Annotated in this window: 14 protein-coding genes and 1 tRNA gene; 9 read left to right on the top strand and 6 right to left on the bottom strand. The window is 51.5% G+C overall.

Features of this window, described 5'->3' with window-relative positions; genetic code table 11:
* Positions 1 to 488 precede the first annotated feature (488 nt).
* On the top strand, positions 489 to 962 hold the full coding sequence (locus LVQ79_RS19790; RefSeq protein WP_232866282.1) for a VOC family protein: 474 nt from the start codon (positions 489 to 491) through the stop codon (positions 960 to 962).
* A 65-nt stretch (positions 963 to 1,027) separates the two neighbouring features.
* Here LVQ79_RS19790 and LVQ79_RS19785 read toward each other — a convergent pair whose 3' ends face one another.
* Positions 1,028 to 1,480 (bottom strand): acyltransferase, encoded by a 453-nt coding sequence (locus tag LVQ79_RS19785; RefSeq protein ID WP_232866281.1) that lies wholly within the window; start codon positions 1,478 to 1,480, stop codon positions 1,028 to 1,030.
* A 289-nt stretch (positions 1,481 to 1,769) separates the two neighbouring features.
* On the opposite strand from LVQ79_RS19785, the gene tauA reads away from it, so the two are divergent.
* Genes tauA through tauD form a run of 4 tightly spaced genes read left to right on the top strand, consistent with a single transcriptional unit; the run spans position 1,770 to position 5,188 of the window.
* Entirely contained in the window at positions 1,770 to 2,741 is a 972-nt protein-coding gene (tauA, locus tag LVQ79_RS19780) for a taurine ABC transporter substrate-binding protein (RefSeq protein ID WP_034460787.1), read from the top strand.
* Positions 2,742 to 2,751: 10 nt separating this feature from the next.
* Positions 2,752 to 3,519 (top strand): taurine ABC transporter ATP-binding subunit, encoded by a 768-nt coding sequence (gene tauB, locus LVQ79_RS19775; protein ID WP_232866279.1) that lies wholly within the window; start codon positions 2,752 to 2,754, stop codon positions 3,517 to 3,519.
* Positions 3,516 to 4,343, top strand: coding sequence for a taurine ABC transporter permease TauC (tauC, locus tag LVQ79_RS19770; protein ID WP_232866278.1), 828 nt, complete (start codon positions 3,516 to 3,518; stop codon positions 4,341 to 4,343). Before tauB ends, tauC begins: the two co-directional genes overlap by 4 nt.
* Entirely contained in the window at positions 4,340 to 5,188 is an 849-nt protein-coding gene (gene tauD / locus LVQ79_RS19765) for a taurine dioxygenase (RefSeq protein ID WP_232866277.1), read from the top strand. Before tauC ends, tauD begins: the two co-directional genes overlap by 4 nt.
* A gap of 51 nt (positions 5,189 to 5,239) precedes the next feature.
* Here the strand turns inward: tauD and nepI are convergent, their stop codons facing one another.
* Positions 5,240 to 6,424 carry a purine ribonucleoside efflux pump NepI gene (gene nepI, locus LVQ79_RS19760; RefSeq protein ID WP_232866276.1) on the bottom strand — a complete coding sequence of 395 codons (1,185 nt, stop codon included), beginning with the start codon at positions 6,422 to 6,424 and terminating at the stop codon, positions 5,240 to 5,242.
* Between the two features lie 91 nt (positions 6,425 to 6,515).
* Positions 6,516 to 7,238, bottom strand: coding sequence for a DUF2461 domain-containing protein (locus LVQ79_RS19755; protein ID WP_232866274.1), 723 nt, complete (start codon positions 7,236 to 7,238; stop codon positions 6,516 to 6,518).
* A 218-nt stretch (positions 7,239 to 7,456) separates the two neighbouring features.
* On the opposite strand from LVQ79_RS19755, the gene LVQ79_RS19750 reads away from it, so the two are divergent.
* Genes LVQ79_RS19750 through LVQ79_RS19735 form a run of 4 tightly spaced genes read left to right on the top strand, consistent with a single transcriptional unit; the run spans position 7,457 to position 10,577 of the window.
* Entirely contained in the window at positions 7,457 to 8,275 is an 819-nt protein-coding gene (locus tag LVQ79_RS19750; protein WP_232866283.1) for an ABC transporter substrate-binding protein, read from the top strand.
* Between the two features lies 1 nt (position 8,276).
* A complete protein-coding gene (locus tag LVQ79_RS19745; RefSeq protein ID WP_151996013.1) occupies positions 8,277 to 9,101 on the top strand; it encodes an amino acid ABC transporter ATP-binding protein in 825 nt (274 codons plus the stop codon).
* Entirely contained in the window at positions 9,098 to 9,877 is a 780-nt protein-coding gene (locus tag LVQ79_RS19740) for an amino acid ABC transporter permease (RefSeq protein ID WP_232866272.1), read from the top strand. The genes LVQ79_RS19745 and LVQ79_RS19740 overlap by 4 nt, the downstream gene beginning before the upstream one ends.
* Positions 9,867 to 10,577, top strand: a complete 711-nt coding sequence (locus LVQ79_RS19735; protein ID WP_232866271.1) for an amino acid ABC transporter permease — start codon at positions 9,867 to 9,869, stop codon at positions 10,575 to 10,577. The genes LVQ79_RS19740 and LVQ79_RS19735 overlap by 11 nt, the downstream gene beginning before the upstream one ends.
* Before the next feature lie 57 nt (positions 10,578 to 10,634).
* Here LVQ79_RS19735 and LVQ79_RS19730 read toward each other — a convergent pair.
* From LVQ79_RS19730 to dnaG, 3 genes are all read right to left on the bottom strand, one after another.
* Positions 10,635 to 10,710: transfer RNA gene (locus LVQ79_RS19730), tRNA-Ile, on the bottom strand.
* 207 nt (positions 10,711 to 10,917) lie between these two features.
* Complete coding sequence (gene rpoD, locus LVQ79_RS19725) at positions 10,918 to 12,756, bottom strand: RNA polymerase sigma factor RpoD (protein ID WP_232866270.1); 1,839 nt, start codon at positions 12,754 to 12,756, stop codon at positions 10,918 to 10,920.
* A 274-nt stretch (positions 12,757 to 13,030) separates the two neighbouring features.
* Positions 13,031 to 14,788, bottom strand: a complete 1,758-nt coding sequence (gene dnaG, locus LVQ79_RS19720; RefSeq protein ID WP_232866268.1) for a DNA primase — start codon at positions 14,786 to 14,788, stop codon at positions 13,031 to 13,033.
* Positions 14,789 to 14,848: the final 60 nt, after the last annotated feature.

Here is a 14,848-nt window from a genome sequence, read left to right as displayed (position 1 = left end):
TCTCCCCATGCGAGAGTAGGGAACTGCCAGGCTCCAAATAAACAAACAAGCCTCATGCGAAAGCATGGGGCTTTTTTGTGCTTGCTAAGTGGACAACATTGTCGGGAGCAATGTTGCACGTCGCTTGTGACGGCCCCGGAGGGGTGAGTATCAGGATGATACGAATACAAGCCCTGTACTGACGTACAGGGCTTTTTGCTGTCTGCGATTTACGAAAACCACCCTCATTTTCTCGCTATAATCCTCTGAAGAACGCATCGTTATACAGTTTAATCCACTATTTTAAATTCCCTCATCCCGCTGATTTACTATTCCCGTAGCTAAACCTCCCATCCATTAAGCGATACAGACCACAGATCACGCCTCTGACACTCACATGAATCAGATCCAGTACATACTTATGGTTGGTAAAACATAAAAGACGCAATGCTAGCAAGGCACCGCGGTACGGTTATCGAAACTGAGAAACACAACAAGCAGGCTAACTTATGGCTAAAAATACTATCTGTATTTGGTTTGATCATGATGCGGAAGACGCTGCTCATTTTTATGCTGCGACCTTTCCAGACAGCAGCGTTGGTGCCGTTATTCCTGCCCCTGGAGACTATCCAGCTGGCAAGGCAGGCGACACAATAGTTGTCGAATTTGTCGTCGCGGGTGTTTCATGCATCGGCCTCAACGGCGGGCCGCATTTCAAACATAGTGAAGCTTTTTCCTTTCAGATATCGACCGAAGACCAGGCGGAAACGGACCGCTACTGGAACGCAATTGTTGGTAATGGCGGCCAGGAAAGCGACTGCGGTTGGTGCAAAGATAAATGGGGTGTTAGCTGGCAAATTACTCCTCGCGTACTGACTGAAGCTCTGGCGACGGGGGGAGACACCGCCAGGCGTGCGTTTGGAGCTATGATGTCGATGAAGAAAATAGATGTGGCTGCTATCGAAGCTGCAATACGTGGTTGACGAGTTGAAGCACATTGGACCTACAGCCAATGCGTGTCGCCGTCATAAAACGGTAAATCCCGGCCCTAAACCTCCCGCAATAACCGGGCCGGGTTGCCTGCATAAATTCCCGGCTTAAGAATATCCTTCGTGACCACGCTCCCGGCTCCTATCACCGCACCGCTACAGATAAATTCCGTCAGGATCGTGCTTCCACTGCCCACGATCACGTTGTCGCCAAGGTGAATACTAATCCAACTTTCGGGATCTGGATTGAGTTTTCCGGAGCGGAAGAGATCGTTGGCAAACGTCACATTGTGGCCAATAAAGCAGTTACTGCCGGTGGTAACTTTCTCGCAGAGAAATGAATGTGACTGAATTCGGGTTCCCGCACCAATGACACAATGTCTTTGAATCTCCACGAAAGGGCCGACAAAGACATCATCGTGCAGGGTGCATTCGTAAAGGTTTACCGGTTCGCATACCGTTACTTTGTCACTGGCTGTCACATCTCTGATACCGCTTTTTAGTATTTTCATTTTTCCTTTCCGTAGCTCCCTGGTTATCCATTTTGTGAGTCAATTCGAGCCGTGAGCGGCAACATAAACATGAAGCAAAAGGCCTGGTTTCGGGAGCGATATCAGTATATTTGCCAGCAAGCAGATTGGATCCATTTTTTTTCTAAGTGCCATCCTATTCCCATCTCCCAACTATCCTTCCCTACATTTCATCTAAAAACATAAAAGTATTAGCGATAATTTTTAATTCTTTTATCTAATCACCGCCATTGGAAATACTGCTCCCATCATCGATACAGGAGCTCTCCTCATGGCAAAACGACATTCTCTCTGGCTGGCTACGCTTGCCCTTATTGCAACGCCAGTATTCGCGGTGGACGTGACGGTTGCGTACCAAACTTCTGCTGAACCAGCCAAGGTCGCGCAGGCTGATAACACGTTTGCCAAAGACAGCGGAGCAAAAGTTGAATGGCGTAAATTCGACAGCGGCGCGAGCGTGGTCCGAGCGCTTGCATCGGGCGATGTACAAATTGGCAATATCGGCTCCAGCCCGCTGGCTGTGGCAGCAAGTCAAAATGTGCCTATCGAAGTCTTCTTGCTCGCTTCGCAATTAGGTAACTCCGAAGCGTTGGTTGTGAAGAAAGGTATCTCAAGTCCGAAAGATCTCATCGGCAAGCGTATTGCCGTACCGTTTATCTCTACAACGCATTACAGCCTGCTGGCGGCCCTGAAGCACTGGGGAATTAAGCCCGGCCAGGTAGAAATCCTTAACCTTCAGCCACCGGCAATAATTGCCGCCTGGCAGCGTGGCGACATTGACGGCGCTTATGTTTGGGCGCCTGCGGTTAACGAGCTGGAGAAAGATGGCACGGTGTTGACCGACTCCGCGCAAGTGGGCAAATGGGGTGCGCCAACACTGGATGTCTGGGTTGTGCGTAAAGATTTCGCGCAACAGCATCCTGAAGTGGTGGAAGCCTTTGCTAAAAGCGCTCTCGCTGCCCAGAAAAGCTATATCGACAACCCGGACGTTTGGCTAAAACAGCCGGATAACCTGAGCAAACTATCACGTTTGAGTGGCGTACCTGAAAGCGATGTTCCGGTGCTGGTGAAGGGTAATACCTACCTCACCGCTAACCAACAAACTGAGCAGCTTAGTGGCCCAGTAAATAAAGCGATTGTTGATACTGCCCAGTTCCTGAAAGCGCAGGGGAAAGTCCCGTCTGTGGAAACGGATTACAGCCAGTTTGTCACCGACCGCTTCGTGAAAACGCTGGCGCAGTAAGGAGTTAGCCATGTTACAGGTTTCGCATTTAAGCGCAGATTATGACGGTAAAACGGTTCTTAACGATATTAATCTGACCGTGGATGAGGGCGAGTTACTGGTGGTTCTCGGCCCATCTGGTTGCGGGAAAACTACGCTGCTGAACCTGATAGCTGGCTTTGTTCCTTATCACTCCGGCAGCATTACACTAGCGGGCAAACAGGTCACGGGGCCGGGCGTTGAGCGCGGCGTAGTATTTCAGAATGAAGGGCTACTGCCGTGGCGTTCGGTGCTGGATAACGTCGCATTTGGTTTGCAGCTTGCCGGGCAGCCAAAGCCTGTACGTGAGGAAATCGCGCTCGATATGTTGCGTAAAGTGGGGCTCGAAGATAAGGCGAAACGCGCCATCTGGCAGCTCTCCGGCGGGCAGCGTCAGAGGGTAGGGATTGCACGTGCGTTGGCGACTCGCCCGCAACTTTTACTGCTCGATGAGCCTTTCGGTGCGCTGGATGCCTTTACTCGCGAGCAAATGCAGACCTTGCTGCTCAAGCTGTGGCATGAAAGCCGCCGTCAGGTGCTGTTAATTACGCACGACATTGAAGAAGCCGTATTTCTGGCAACTGAACTGGTATTGCTGTCACCGGGGCCAGGGCGTGTGCTGGAGCGTATCCCGCTCGACTTTGGTCGCCGCTTCACCGCAGGTGAGCCATGCCGCAGTATTAAATCCGATCCGGAATTTATCGCGAAACGCGAATATGTGTTGAGCCGGGTATTTGAGCAACGTGAGGGCTTCCTATGAGCATCGTTATTCAGGATAAAGCTCGCCGTAAACGGCTGGCGTTGCGCTGGCCGTTCTCGCGCCAGATAACGTTAAGCCTCACGACGATCACTACCATCATTTTGCTGTGGTGGTGGGTGGCAGCGCAGCAGTGGGTAAGTCCACTATTTTTGCCACCGCCACTTCAGGTGCTAACAAAGCTGATTAGCATCGCTGGGCCACAAGGTTTTATGGATGCCACGCTCTGGCAGCACCTCGCTGCCAGCCTGTTGCGGATACTCACCGCGCTGTTGGCCGCAGTATTGATTGGTATTCCGGTTGGCATTGCGATGGGGCTAAGCCCGACGGTACGCGGCATTCTTGACCCACTGATCGAGCTTTATCGCCCGGTGCCGCCGCTGGCTTATTTACCACTGATGGTGATTTGGTTTGGTATCGGTGAGACCTCGAAGATCTTGCTGATTTATCTGGCGATTTTCGCCCCTGTTGCTATGTCGACCATGGCGGGAGTGCGCAGCGCAAAACAGGTTCGCATCCGTGCTGCCGAAGCGTTGGGAGCATCACGCGCTCAGATAGTCTGGTATGTGATTTTGCCCGGAGCAATGCCGGAAATCCTGACCGGATTCCGCATTGGGCTTGGCGTAGGCTGGTCAACACTGGTTGCCGCTGAGCTTATCGCCGCCACCCGTGGGCTCGGCTTTATGGTGCAATCGGCGGGTGAGTTTTTGGCAACTGATGTAGTGCTTGCGGGTATTGGTGTGATTGCGGTAATCGCATTCTGTTTAGAACTAGGGTTACGGGCATTGCAGCGCCGTTTAACCCCATGGCATGGAGAAGGGCAATGAGCGAGAAAGTGAATATTACGCCACTGGGGCCTTACATCGGTGCGCAGGTTAGTGGTTTAACGCTGAGCCGGGGCTTAACGGATAACCAATTTGAGCAGCTCTACCACGCGCTGATCCGCCATCAAGTACTGTTCCTGCGCGATCAACTTATTACACCTGCACAGCAACGAGCGCTGGCACAGCGGTTTGGCGATCTGCACATCCACCCGGTTTATCCACATGCGGAAGGTGTGAAGGAGATTATCGTGCTGGATACGCACAACGATAACCCGCCTGATAACGATAACTGGCACACCGACGTGACCTTTATCGAAACGCCGCCAGCCGGTGCGATACTGGCAGCAAAACAGCTTCCAGAATTCGGTGGTGATACATTGTGGACCAGTGGCATTGCTGCGTTCGAGGCACTTTCAGAACCGTTCAAGCGCTTGCTTTCGGGGCTAAAAGCAGAACACGATTTCCGCAAATCTTTCCCGGAGTATAAACATCTCCGTAGTGAAGAAGAGCATCAGCGCTGGCGTGAGGCGGTCGTTAAGAATCCACCGTTGTTGCATCCGGTAGTCCGCACCCATCCGGTAAGCGGTAAGCAGGCGTTGTTTGTTAACGAGGGTTTCACTACGCGGATTGTCGACCTTTCGCAAAAAGAGAGCGATGCGCTGCTCGCCTTCCTGTTTGCACATATTACGAAGCCGGAGTTCCAGGTTCGCTGGCGCTGGCAGGAAAACGATATCGCTATCTGGGATAACCGTGTCACGCAGCATTATGCGAATGCTGACTATCTCCCCGCTCGTCGCATCATGCATCGCGCAACGATTCTGGGGGATAAGCCTTTCTGGCGAGGGTGATGGGATTTTGGTGGGGGAGCTGGTCGGATAGCAATGCGCCATCCGACGCAGTTATTTTGCTCGTACCTTTGTCGCTACTAACAACGCTGTCAGTAACATCAAACTCCCTGACAACACCAGCGGCGAAATAATGCCGAGATTATCAAGTGCCAGGCCGCCAATTGCCGCTCCACAAGTATTTGCTAACTGGATCACTGCAACCTGAATAGATCCCGCTTTCTCTGCTTGATCCGCAAGTGAACGGGTGATCCACGTCGACCAGCCAACTGGAATCAGCGCAAAGGCAAAGCCCCAAATAATGGCAATGGCTGATGCGACGATTTTATCGCTCCCCCACAACACCAGAACCAGCGCACTCAGTGCCAGAATCAGCGGGGCACAGGTCAGCGACAGTTTGAGTGAACGCTTGAGGAAAACCGCAGAAAGCGATGTGCCGACAAAACTCGCAATGCCAAAACTCAACAGCACCAGCGTCAGGCCGTCGACATCAAAGCCTGCAAGCGTCATATATACCGGGCGAATGTAAGTGAAGAAGGCAAACTGCCCGGCAAAGGTCATAAATATTGCCGTCATGCCGGCCAGTACGCCCGGGCGTTTAAGCAGACCCAACATGTTTTGCTTATGCTGCGTTGATTCACCTGGCAGCGGCGGCAGTGCTTTCCACACCCATATGATACAGGCCACACCCATTAATGCCGCGCCATTAAAGACGTTGCGCCAGCCAATAATGCCGCCTAAGAAGCTACCGAGCGGGGCGGCGATAACCAGTGCGATAGAGACAGCCCCGAAGATAACTGAGAGCGCTTTTGGCACTGTACGAGCTGGAACTAACCGCATGGTTAAAGAGGCCGACATTGCCCAGAAGCCGCCGAGGGCTATCCCTAAACAGGCGCGCCCAATCAGCAACATGGAGAAGTTTTCAGCAAAGGAAACCAGCAGGCATGAGAGGGTGAGCAGCACAGAGAAAAGGATGACTACATAGCGTCTGTCGGTTGAGCGAATAATGCTGGTCACAAACAGACTTGCGAACATTGCCACAAAAGCGGTCACGGTGACAGACTGCCCGGCAACACCTTCCGAGATCCCCAGATCCTGTGCCATTGGTGTCAGCAAGCTTACTGGTAAGAACTCCACGGTAATCAGGCAGGCTACGCAAAACGCCACAGCAAATACTGCTGACCAGTTAGGCCTGGATACGGCCTTTGTCTCGTTCATCCTTTCAATATGCTCACTCATTAATCTACCCGCCGCTGCTTCCAATAAAGCCGCGTAGTGTAGCACCGTAAATGTGATGCATTTAACGTTTTGGCAACTTTTCCGAGATGTTTTAGAAATCAAGTTCCAGGGCAAAACAGAGATAAGCCATCAATTGAGAGCAATGCTGAAATTGTTCGGCACAGAAATTGATAGCATCCGGTTTGCACAGCTCTTCGAAATCGATGTTTTTCAACGCGATAAAATCTTTGCGCTTCAATTCAGTAAGCAAAGGATGGGTTTTATCAAAGCCCTTTGGCGGGCGACTTAAGCTATCGCCATCCATGATAAATCCCTGGCTTTGTAGCTCCTGTAACGCCTTTTGATAAGCGTTGGGGTTCTCATCAATACATTGGCGAATAGCACTCAGGGCTTTTGATTCGGGGTGCCAAATTCCGGCGGCAATAAAGCAACCTTCAGGGGCTATATGGAGATAGAGCCCTGGTGCATGAACGTCTTTTCCCTGGAAATGACGGAACTGAATCCCGACATTGGTTTTGTAGGGCGTTTTATCTTTGCTGAAGCGACTGTCTCGCTGCGGGCGCATAAGACTACCGCCGACTTTTTTTGGCACGGCAGTGAGCTTCGATGAAATGGCAAGAATGCCGGGCTGCATCTGCTCGATAAATCGCAGGGCAGGAGTGCGCACGGTATTTTCGTATTCATCCTGGTGGTCTTTAAACCAGTCTCGGGAATTGTTTTGCGCGAGCTTGTTCAGGAACTGCAGACTCGCCGGGCTAAAAGTTGTACCGGTAGATATCGTGGACGTCGGGGTTTTCGTTATTTGAGCATTCATTATTGATGGACCCTTATTTGAACCATTAAAGCGGCTATATCTGCGAGCTTAAGGATGGCGGATTTCTCTGTCTATCGATGTGAAACGCCTCCAACCTTAATATATTTTCCTCATATGTTAATGTTTTTTAAGCATTGGTGGTGCGATTCGGGATATGGGAGTGTAAGGCCTTAGCTTGCTAAAAGCTGGGATAACAAGGAAAAACTATGGCACACGCAATGACCTCTCATAAAAATAAGATCGCATCACTCGTTTTACTGGCACTGTCCGGCCTTACCGCCACAGTGGCTCAGGCTGACCAACTGGCCGATATTCAAAAAGCAGGCGTCGTGCGCGTCGCCACTTTTGACGCTAACCCGCCATTTGGCTCCATCGATGCTAAAACTCACGATATCGTTGGCTATGATGTTGATTTTGCGAAGGCCCTCGCAAAGTCTCTTGGCGTAAAACTGGAGCTGGTGGCAACTAATCCAGCCAACCGCATTCCTTTGCTGCAATCTGGTAAAGTGGATCTGATCGTCGCTGATATCACCATCACGCCGGAGCGCGCGCAGGTTGTCGACTTCTCCACGCCTTATTTCGTGACGGGCCAGCAATTCCTGGTACCGGCAGCGTCAGCGGACAAACTTGATGACTACGGGCACGACCGTATTGGTGCAGTAAAAGGCACGACCGGTGAGCAGGCGCTGCATCAGCGTTTCCCATCCGCTCGCGTGCTTTCCTATGACGATATCCCGCTGGCGCTGACGGCGCTGCGTAACGGCAACGTGCAGGCGATTACCCAGGACAGCACCATTCTGGCCGGTCTGTTGGCTGAAGCACCGGATAAAGCGAAGTTCAAAATTCTCCCTGACCTACTCAGCAAAGAAGAGATTGGCGTCGGGGTGAAGAAGGGCGAAACGGCACTGCTTACAGCAGTTAACGGCGAGTTAGTGAAGCTTGAGCAAAACGGTGAAGCGGCGAAGATTTACGACAGCTGGTTTGGTCCTGGCAGTAAAACTCCCCAGCCACGCGGCTTTAAAATAGAAGCTCAGTAACATGGTGAGTGCCTTATCCAAACGATCCGCGGTGCAGGCCGCGGATTTTGCACATTTACAGGATGCCAGCGTTGAGTTTCGTCAGGCTGGCAAAAGTTACGACGAAAACCAGGTCCTCAAGTCCATCGACCTGAAAATCAACGCCGGTGAAGTGGTGGCGATTTGCGGGCCTTCGGGCTCCGGTAAATCGACGTTAATCCGACTGATAAACCAGCTCGAACCGTTAAGTGCGGGGGACATTTTTATTGATGGCAAACCGACACGGGATTTGCAAGGCAAAGCTCTGCGTGCCTTGCGTAGCCGCATCGGATTTGTGTTCCAGCAGTTCAATTTATATGCTCATCTCACCGCCGAGCAGAACATCACACTTTCTCTGACGCATGTTCATGGCTGGGAACCTGATGAGGCTAAACAGCAGGCAGTAACGTTGTTGTCTCGGGTCGGGCTTGCCGAGAAAGCACATCAATATCCTGCGCAGCTTTCCGGCGGGCAGCAGCAGCGTGTGGCCATCGCCCGGGCTTTAGCATCCTCGCCGCAGATAATCTTGTTCGATGAACCCACTTCGGCACTGGATCCGGAAATGATCGGTGAAGTGCTGATGGTGATGAAATCCCTGGCCCACAGTGGCATTACGATGATTGTCGTCACCCATGAAATGCAGTTCGCCCGGGAAATTGCCGATCGGGTGGTGTTTATCGATGGCGGCGAAATTCTTGAGCAGGCTCCTCCGGCGCGGTTCTTCAGCTCACCGCAACATCCACGCACCCGGCGTTTTCTACAAAAGGTACTCGACCCTTTGCATGCCGGGTTTAAGGATGAACCATGAACTGGCACATAGACTGGGCTGGAGTCCTGACAGGACAGCCGTTGCAATGGATTATTTCCGGCTTTTTAACCACGGTCTGGGTCACCCTGGCGGGAGTACTGTTGGCAACGGCTTCAACGCTGTTATTACTCGGGCTGAGACTTGCCTGCGGGCGTATCGGTCGCGCGGTGGTTGCGGTATGGGTATCTCTGTTTCGCAACACGCCGCTGCTGGTGCAACTGCTGTTCTGGTATTTCGCCGCGTGGAATTTCCTTCCGCAGGCGTTGCGTAGCTTTATTAACGATGAGCACAGTTGGTCGATACTGCCCGGAAATGTGTGGTGGTTCACTCCGGAGTTTCTCTGCGCTGCCTGGGGGCTTGGGCTGTTTACTTCTGCATTTCTGCTCGAAGAGCTGCGCAGCGGGTTGCAGGCCGTACCTCAGGGACAGGTGGAAGCTGCGCTTTCGCAAGGCTTCTCATTCTGGTCGATCTTCCGTTGGATCCTACTTCCACAAGGGATGAGGAATGCCTGGCAGCCGGTAGTGGGGCAGCATCTTAACTTGATGAAGCTCTCGTCGCTAGCCACTGGTATCGGCTTTGCGGAACTGACTTATCAGGTCAGACAAATCGAAAGCTACAACGCACATGCGCTGGAGGCTTTTGCTGTGGGAACAGTGCTGTATCTGGCTTTAGGATTGGTGATGGGTGGATTGTTCGCCTGGCTTGGCCCGCACCCGTCTGAACATAAGCGCCATGTTACTAAAGTGCGGGATACGGAGGCACAGCATGATCGCTAATCTGACGGTGATTACCGACAACCTGGATTATCTACTGTGGGGAAGAATGGCGCAGGGTGAACCGGGCGGCGTATTGCTTACGCTGCTAATGGCGGCCGGAGCGGCAGTGTTGGCGCTGGTAGGGGGGGTATTGCTGGCAGGACTCGCCTGGCGGTTTGATGGCATTGTGCGGCGGTTAGTGTTTATTTGGGCTGAATTCATCCGCGGTATCCCGCTTATTTTTGTAATTTTCTGGCTCTACTTCTTGCTGCCGATTATCACCGGTAGCGATTTACCCGGTGCGCTGACCGTCACTCTGGCGCTGGCGTGGTTTACCTCTGCTGCAGTGATGCACACCACGCTCGCGGGTTTACAGGCTCTCCCGTCCGGGCAACGTGAAGCAGCGGTGGCTGGTGGATTGAATGTATGGCAAATACTGCGCCTGGTATTACTGCCACAGGCGATGCGCAACGTCTTTCCTTCCTACGTGGGGCTGTTTATCGCGCTGCTTAAAGACACTTCTCTGGCGTTCATCGTCAATGTGCCAGAGCTAACCACCGTGGCGGGACAGGTCAACAGCCGGGTACAGGTCTATCCCGCGGCCATCTTTATCTTTACGGGGTTGGTGTATTACCTGCTGTGCAGTGGCCTGAATTACATGGTGTCTCGCTGGTATCGCCGACGCGGCACTGTTGCCACACCATCGCCACTCAAAGTTTAGACAACAAAAAAGCCACTCTTTCGAGTGGCTTAATCATAGGATTTTAAAGCTAAAATTTGGTGGCCCCTGCTGGACTTGAACCAGCGACCAAGCGATTATGAGTCGCCTGCTCTAACCACTGAGCTAAGGGGCCGTGGCGCAGGATTATAATGTAACTTGCAGCATCAATCCAGTGATTGCGTGACATCTGCTGCTTTTATAATCAAAGCCTAATCAAACTCTTATACTTTTCACTTCTGGTATTTCATCGGGCAACACGGGCACGAATACTGGCTGGAATGACATTCTTACGGGCATAAAAAAGCCCTCACGAAGAGGGCTCTTTAGAAGGGCGATAAGATTAATCGTCCAGGAAGCTACGCAGTACTTCAGAACGGCTTGGGTGGCGCAGTTTGCGCAGTGCCTTCGCTTCAATCTGACGGATACGTTCGCGGGTAACGTCGAACTGTTTACCCACTTCTTCCAGCGTGTGGTCGGTATTCATATCGATACCGAAACGCATACGCAGAACTTTAGCTTCACGCGCTGTCAGGCCTGCCAGAACGTCGTGAGTTGCGTTACGCAGGCTCTCAGACGTTGCAGAGTCCAGTGGCAGCTCGAGGGTGGTATCCTCGATGAAATCACCCAGATGCGAATCTTCATCGTCGCCGATTGGCGTTTCCATGGAGATAGGCTCTTTAGCGATTTTCAGCACTTTACGGATTTTGTCTTCCGGCATCAGCATACGTTCAGCTAATTCTTCCGGCGTCGGTTCACGGCCCATCTCTTGCAGCATCTGGCGCGAAATACGGTTGAGTTTGTTGATTGTCTCAATCATATGCACAGGAATACGGATGGTACGCGCCTGGTCAGCGATAGAACGCGTGATAGCCTGACGAATCCACCATGTTGCATAAGTAGAGAACTTATAACCACGACGATATTCAAACTTATCAACCGCTTTCATCAGGCCGATGTTGCCTTCCTGAATCAAGTCGAGGAATTGCAGACCACGGTTGGTGTATTTCTTAGCGATAGAAATAACCAGACGTAAGTTTGCTTCAACCATCTCTTTCTTCGCACGACGAGCTTTCGCTTCACCGATGGACATACGACGGTTGATATCTTTAACCTGTTCGATGGTCAGGCCGGTTTCTTCTTCAATCTGTTGCAGCTTTTGCAGGCTACGATGCACGTCTTCTGCAACGTCATGCAGTTTTTCAGACCACGGCTTGTTCATTGCGATAGCAGCGTTAAACCAGGTTTCGCTGGTTTCGTTGCCGGTGAACAGTGTGATGAAGTTTTTCTTCGGCATTTTGCACTGTTCAACACACAATCTCATGATCAGACGTTCTTGCGTACGAACGCGGTCCATCATGACGCGCATGCTGTTTACCAGGTAGTCGAATTGCTTCGGTACCAGGCGGAACTGTTTGAAGACTTCAGACAGTTGTTGGATTTCAGCTGCAGAATCGGCGTGTGCACGGCCTTTCGCTTTGATCGTGTCACGAGCTTTTTCGTACTGTGTACGCAGCTCACCGAATTTTTCACGAGCAAGTTCTGGGTCGATGCTGTTGTCATCGTCAGCTTCTTCTTCGTCTTCCTCCTCATCGTCACTATTAGTGTTTTCTTCGCTGGTTAGCTCAGAACCAATGTGAGTGGCGGTAGGGGCAAGGTCTTCTTCAGCATTCGGGTCAACAAAGCCGATGATCAAATCAGACAGACGAGCTTCTTCTGCTTCAACGCGGTCGTATTGCTCAAGCAGATAAGTGATCGCTTCCGGATATTCGGCAACGGAGCACTGCACTTGGTTGATACCGTCTTCGATACGCTTAGCGATATCGATTTCACCCTCACGGGTTAACAGCTCAACGGTACCCATTTCACGCATGTACATACGAACCGGGTCAGTGGTGCGCCCGATTTCAGACTCTACGCTAGACAGTACTTGTGCGGCAGCTTCTTCCGCATCTTCGTCTGTGTTGTTTGAGTTTTCAGCAAGCAACAGGTCATCGGCGTCAGGTGCTTCTTCCATCACCTGAATGCCCATGTCATTGATCATTTGGATGATGTCTTCGATCTGATCGGAGTCGACGATATCTTCCGGCAGATGGTCATTGACCTCGGCATAGGTCAGATAGCCTTGCTCCTTGCCCTTGGTAACAAGAAGTTTAAGCTGTGACTGCGGGTTTTGCTCCATAAGACGGTATCCACACTTCAGTATTAGGGTTGGTGTCGGTCGGCGAAACCGCCAACAATAACGTAACGAGGGCTGACTTATTTTATTGCCGCTGCCCATCCTTGCGGCGTTCGGGTTTGACCCGATTAATGTTCGGCACTTAAGCCGATAGAATCTTGCAGGCTATCTTGTTCACCATTTTCCGCTTGGGCAGTGCTCGCCATCCTCACATACTTGAGTATGCTCCGGTGGCTGTGCGCTGTCCGCACGAAAACTGGTTTCACCGATAACGCCTTTACTTTTTCGCGCGTGATTGTGTAATCGATTGTGTAATCACACGGACTTCCTCACGCTCCGCAGGCGTTAGCCCAGTGGTTCTGGAACGTGCCATCAATTCTTCAAACCTCAACTCCAGCACGGAATCAAACATATGTTCGAGTGCATCGTTGAACGTTTTTTCTGCGATGTCCTTATCTGCTATATCGTCCCATGAAGAGAGTTTTTCAAGGGTGGCTGCTTCATTTGTGCCGCGATATAGCTCTAAAAGCTGCCCGGTGGTTAAACCAGGTTGTGCCAGACAGGTGTTCACCAGGTCAATAAAGAGTTTTAATCCTGGCAACTTCGCCTGCTCCAGACCGCTAAGCGGTGGCACACTCGGTGCCAACTCCGGATTCTGCACCAACAGTCCTATCAGTATACGCATGGTTGTGCGTTTTAGCTGTGGAGCCGGGCGCGGGGTGCTGCTTTCCGCAAGCTTTGGCATCAGCTTTTCAAGCTGGTTATCGTCCAGAATGCCCAGTTTGTTTCCCAGTTCCTGACGCAAATAAATGCGTAGTGTTTCACCAGGTACCTGACTAATCAGGGGTAAAGCAAGAGTACTCAGTCGCGCACGGCCATCAGGTGAACTCAAATCAACCTGAGGCATCAGGCTGTTAAAAAGAAACGTCGAAAGCGGTTGAGCATGTTCCATGCGCGCTTCAAATGCTTCTTTTCCTTCTTTACGCACCAGCGTGTCGGGATCTTCACCGTCAGGCAGGAACATAAAGCGCAACTGACGTCCATCCGTCATATAAGGTAGCGCAGTTTCCAGAGCACGCCATGCAGCGTCACGCCCTGCGCGATCCCCGTCATAACAACAAACAACGGTATCCGTCACCCGGAACAACAACTGGATATGGTCAGCGGTGGTTGAGGTGCCCAATGAAGCAACGGCGTACGATATGCCGTATTGCGCCAATGCCACCACATCCATGTAGCCTTCCACAACCAATAAACGTGCTGGTTCAGGCTGGCTTTGCTGTGCTTCATACAGGCCATAGAGCTGGCGGCCTTTATGGAAAATATCGGTTTCCGGGGAGTTAAGGTATTTAGGCTGGCCATCGCCAAGCACTCGTCCACCAAAACCAATTACCCGGCCCCGTTTGTCGCGGATGGGGAACATCACCCTTTCGCGGAAACGGTCGTAACTGCGTCCCTGATCGTTAGTTACCAACATGCCTGCATCCGTCAGAGCTTGACGGTTTTCGCTATTGCCACCAAAACGCTTTAATACGTTATCCCAGCCGGGAGGAGCATAGCCAATGGCGAAGTGTTGAATAACTTCGTTACTTAAACCACGCCGTTCCAGATACTGGCGTGCAGATTCAGCCGATTGTTGAGCCAGGGATTGCTGATAGAAGGCGTTCAAGCCATCCATCAATTGATAAAGACTTTGCCGTTGATGACGCTCAATCTGGCTTGGTCCGCTACCGACTTCGTAAGGCACTTCAAGATTGTGCATCGCTGATAATTCTTCAACGCTTTCGACAAACTCAAGCTTGTCATAGTTCATTAAAAAATCGATGGCGTTGCCGTGTGCCCCACAGCCGAAGCAATGGTAAAACTGTTTTTCACCGTTTACGGTGAAAGAGGGGGTTTTTTCGTTATGGAACGGACAGCACGCATGATAGTTCTTGCCCTGCTTTTTGAGCTTAACACGCGCATCGATCAGATCGATGATGTCGGTGCGAGCCAGCAAGTCATTGATGAAAACACGTGGAATTCGTCCAGCCATAGGCCCCGTTTGGTACTCGCTTTCCTTCAGACATGCGATATTGCAGCAGTGCGAAAGAGC

The organism is Buttiauxella cochleicola (assembly GCF_021282405.1).
Taxonomy (GTDB): domain Bacteria; phylum Pseudomonadota; class Gammaproteobacteria; order Enterobacterales; family Enterobacteriaceae; genus Buttiauxella; species Buttiauxella massiliensis.
Note: the sequence above shows the minus strand (reverse complement) of the source record. Positions and strands in the feature narration are given on the sequence as shown.

Bases quoted from the DNA above. Each gene is read 5' to 3' on its own strand.
- LVQ79_RS19790 (WP_232866282.1), top strand. From the start codon at position 489: ATGGCTAAAAATACTATCTGTATTTGGTTTGATCATGATGCGGAAGAC.
- LVQ79_RS19785 (WP_232866281.1), bottom strand. From the start codon at position 1,480: ATGAAAATACTAAAAAGCGGTATCAGAGATGTGACAGCCAGTGACAAA.
- tauA (WP_034460787.1), top strand. From the start codon at position 1,770: ATGGCAAAACGACATTCTCTCTGGCTGGCTACGCTTGCCCTTATTGCA.
- tauB (WP_232866279.1), top strand. From the start codon at position 2,752: ATGTTACAGGTTTCGCATTTAAGCGCAGATTATGACGGTAAAACGGTT.
- tauC (WP_232866278.1), top strand. From the start codon at position 3,516: ATGAGCATCGTTATTCAGGATAAAGCTCGCCGTAAACGGCTGGCGTTG.
- tauD (WP_232866277.1), top strand. From the start codon at position 4,340: ATGAGCGAGAAAGTGAATATTACGCCACTGGGGCCTTACATCGGTGCG.
- nepI (WP_232866276.1), bottom strand. From the start codon at position 6,424: ATGAGTGAGCATATTGAAAGGATGAACGAGACAAAGGCCGTATCCAGG.
- LVQ79_RS19755 (WP_232866274.1), bottom strand. From the start codon at position 7,238: ATGAATGCTCAAATAACGAAAACCCCGACGTCCACGATATCTACCGGT.
- LVQ79_RS19750 (WP_232866283.1), top strand. From the start codon at position 7,457: ATGACCTCTCATAAAAATAAGATCGCATCACTCGTTTTACTGGCACTG.
- LVQ79_RS19745 (WP_151996013.1), top strand. From the start codon at position 8,277: ATGGTGAGTGCCTTATCCAAACGATCCGCGGTGCAGGCCGCGGATTTT.
- LVQ79_RS19740 (WP_232866272.1), top strand. From the start codon at position 9,098: ATGAACTGGCACATAGACTGGGCTGGAGTCCTGACAGGACAGCCGTTG.
- LVQ79_RS19735 (WP_232866271.1), top strand. From the start codon at position 9,867: ATGATCGCTAATCTGACGGTGATTACCGACAACCTGGATTATCTACTG.
- rpoD (WP_232866270.1), bottom strand. From the start codon at position 12,756: ATGGAGCAAAACCCGCAGTCACAGCTTAAACTTCTTGTTACCAAGGGC.
- dnaG (WP_232866268.1), bottom strand. From the start codon at position 14,788: ATGGCTGGACGAATTCCACGTGTTTTCATCAATGACTTGCTGGCTCGC.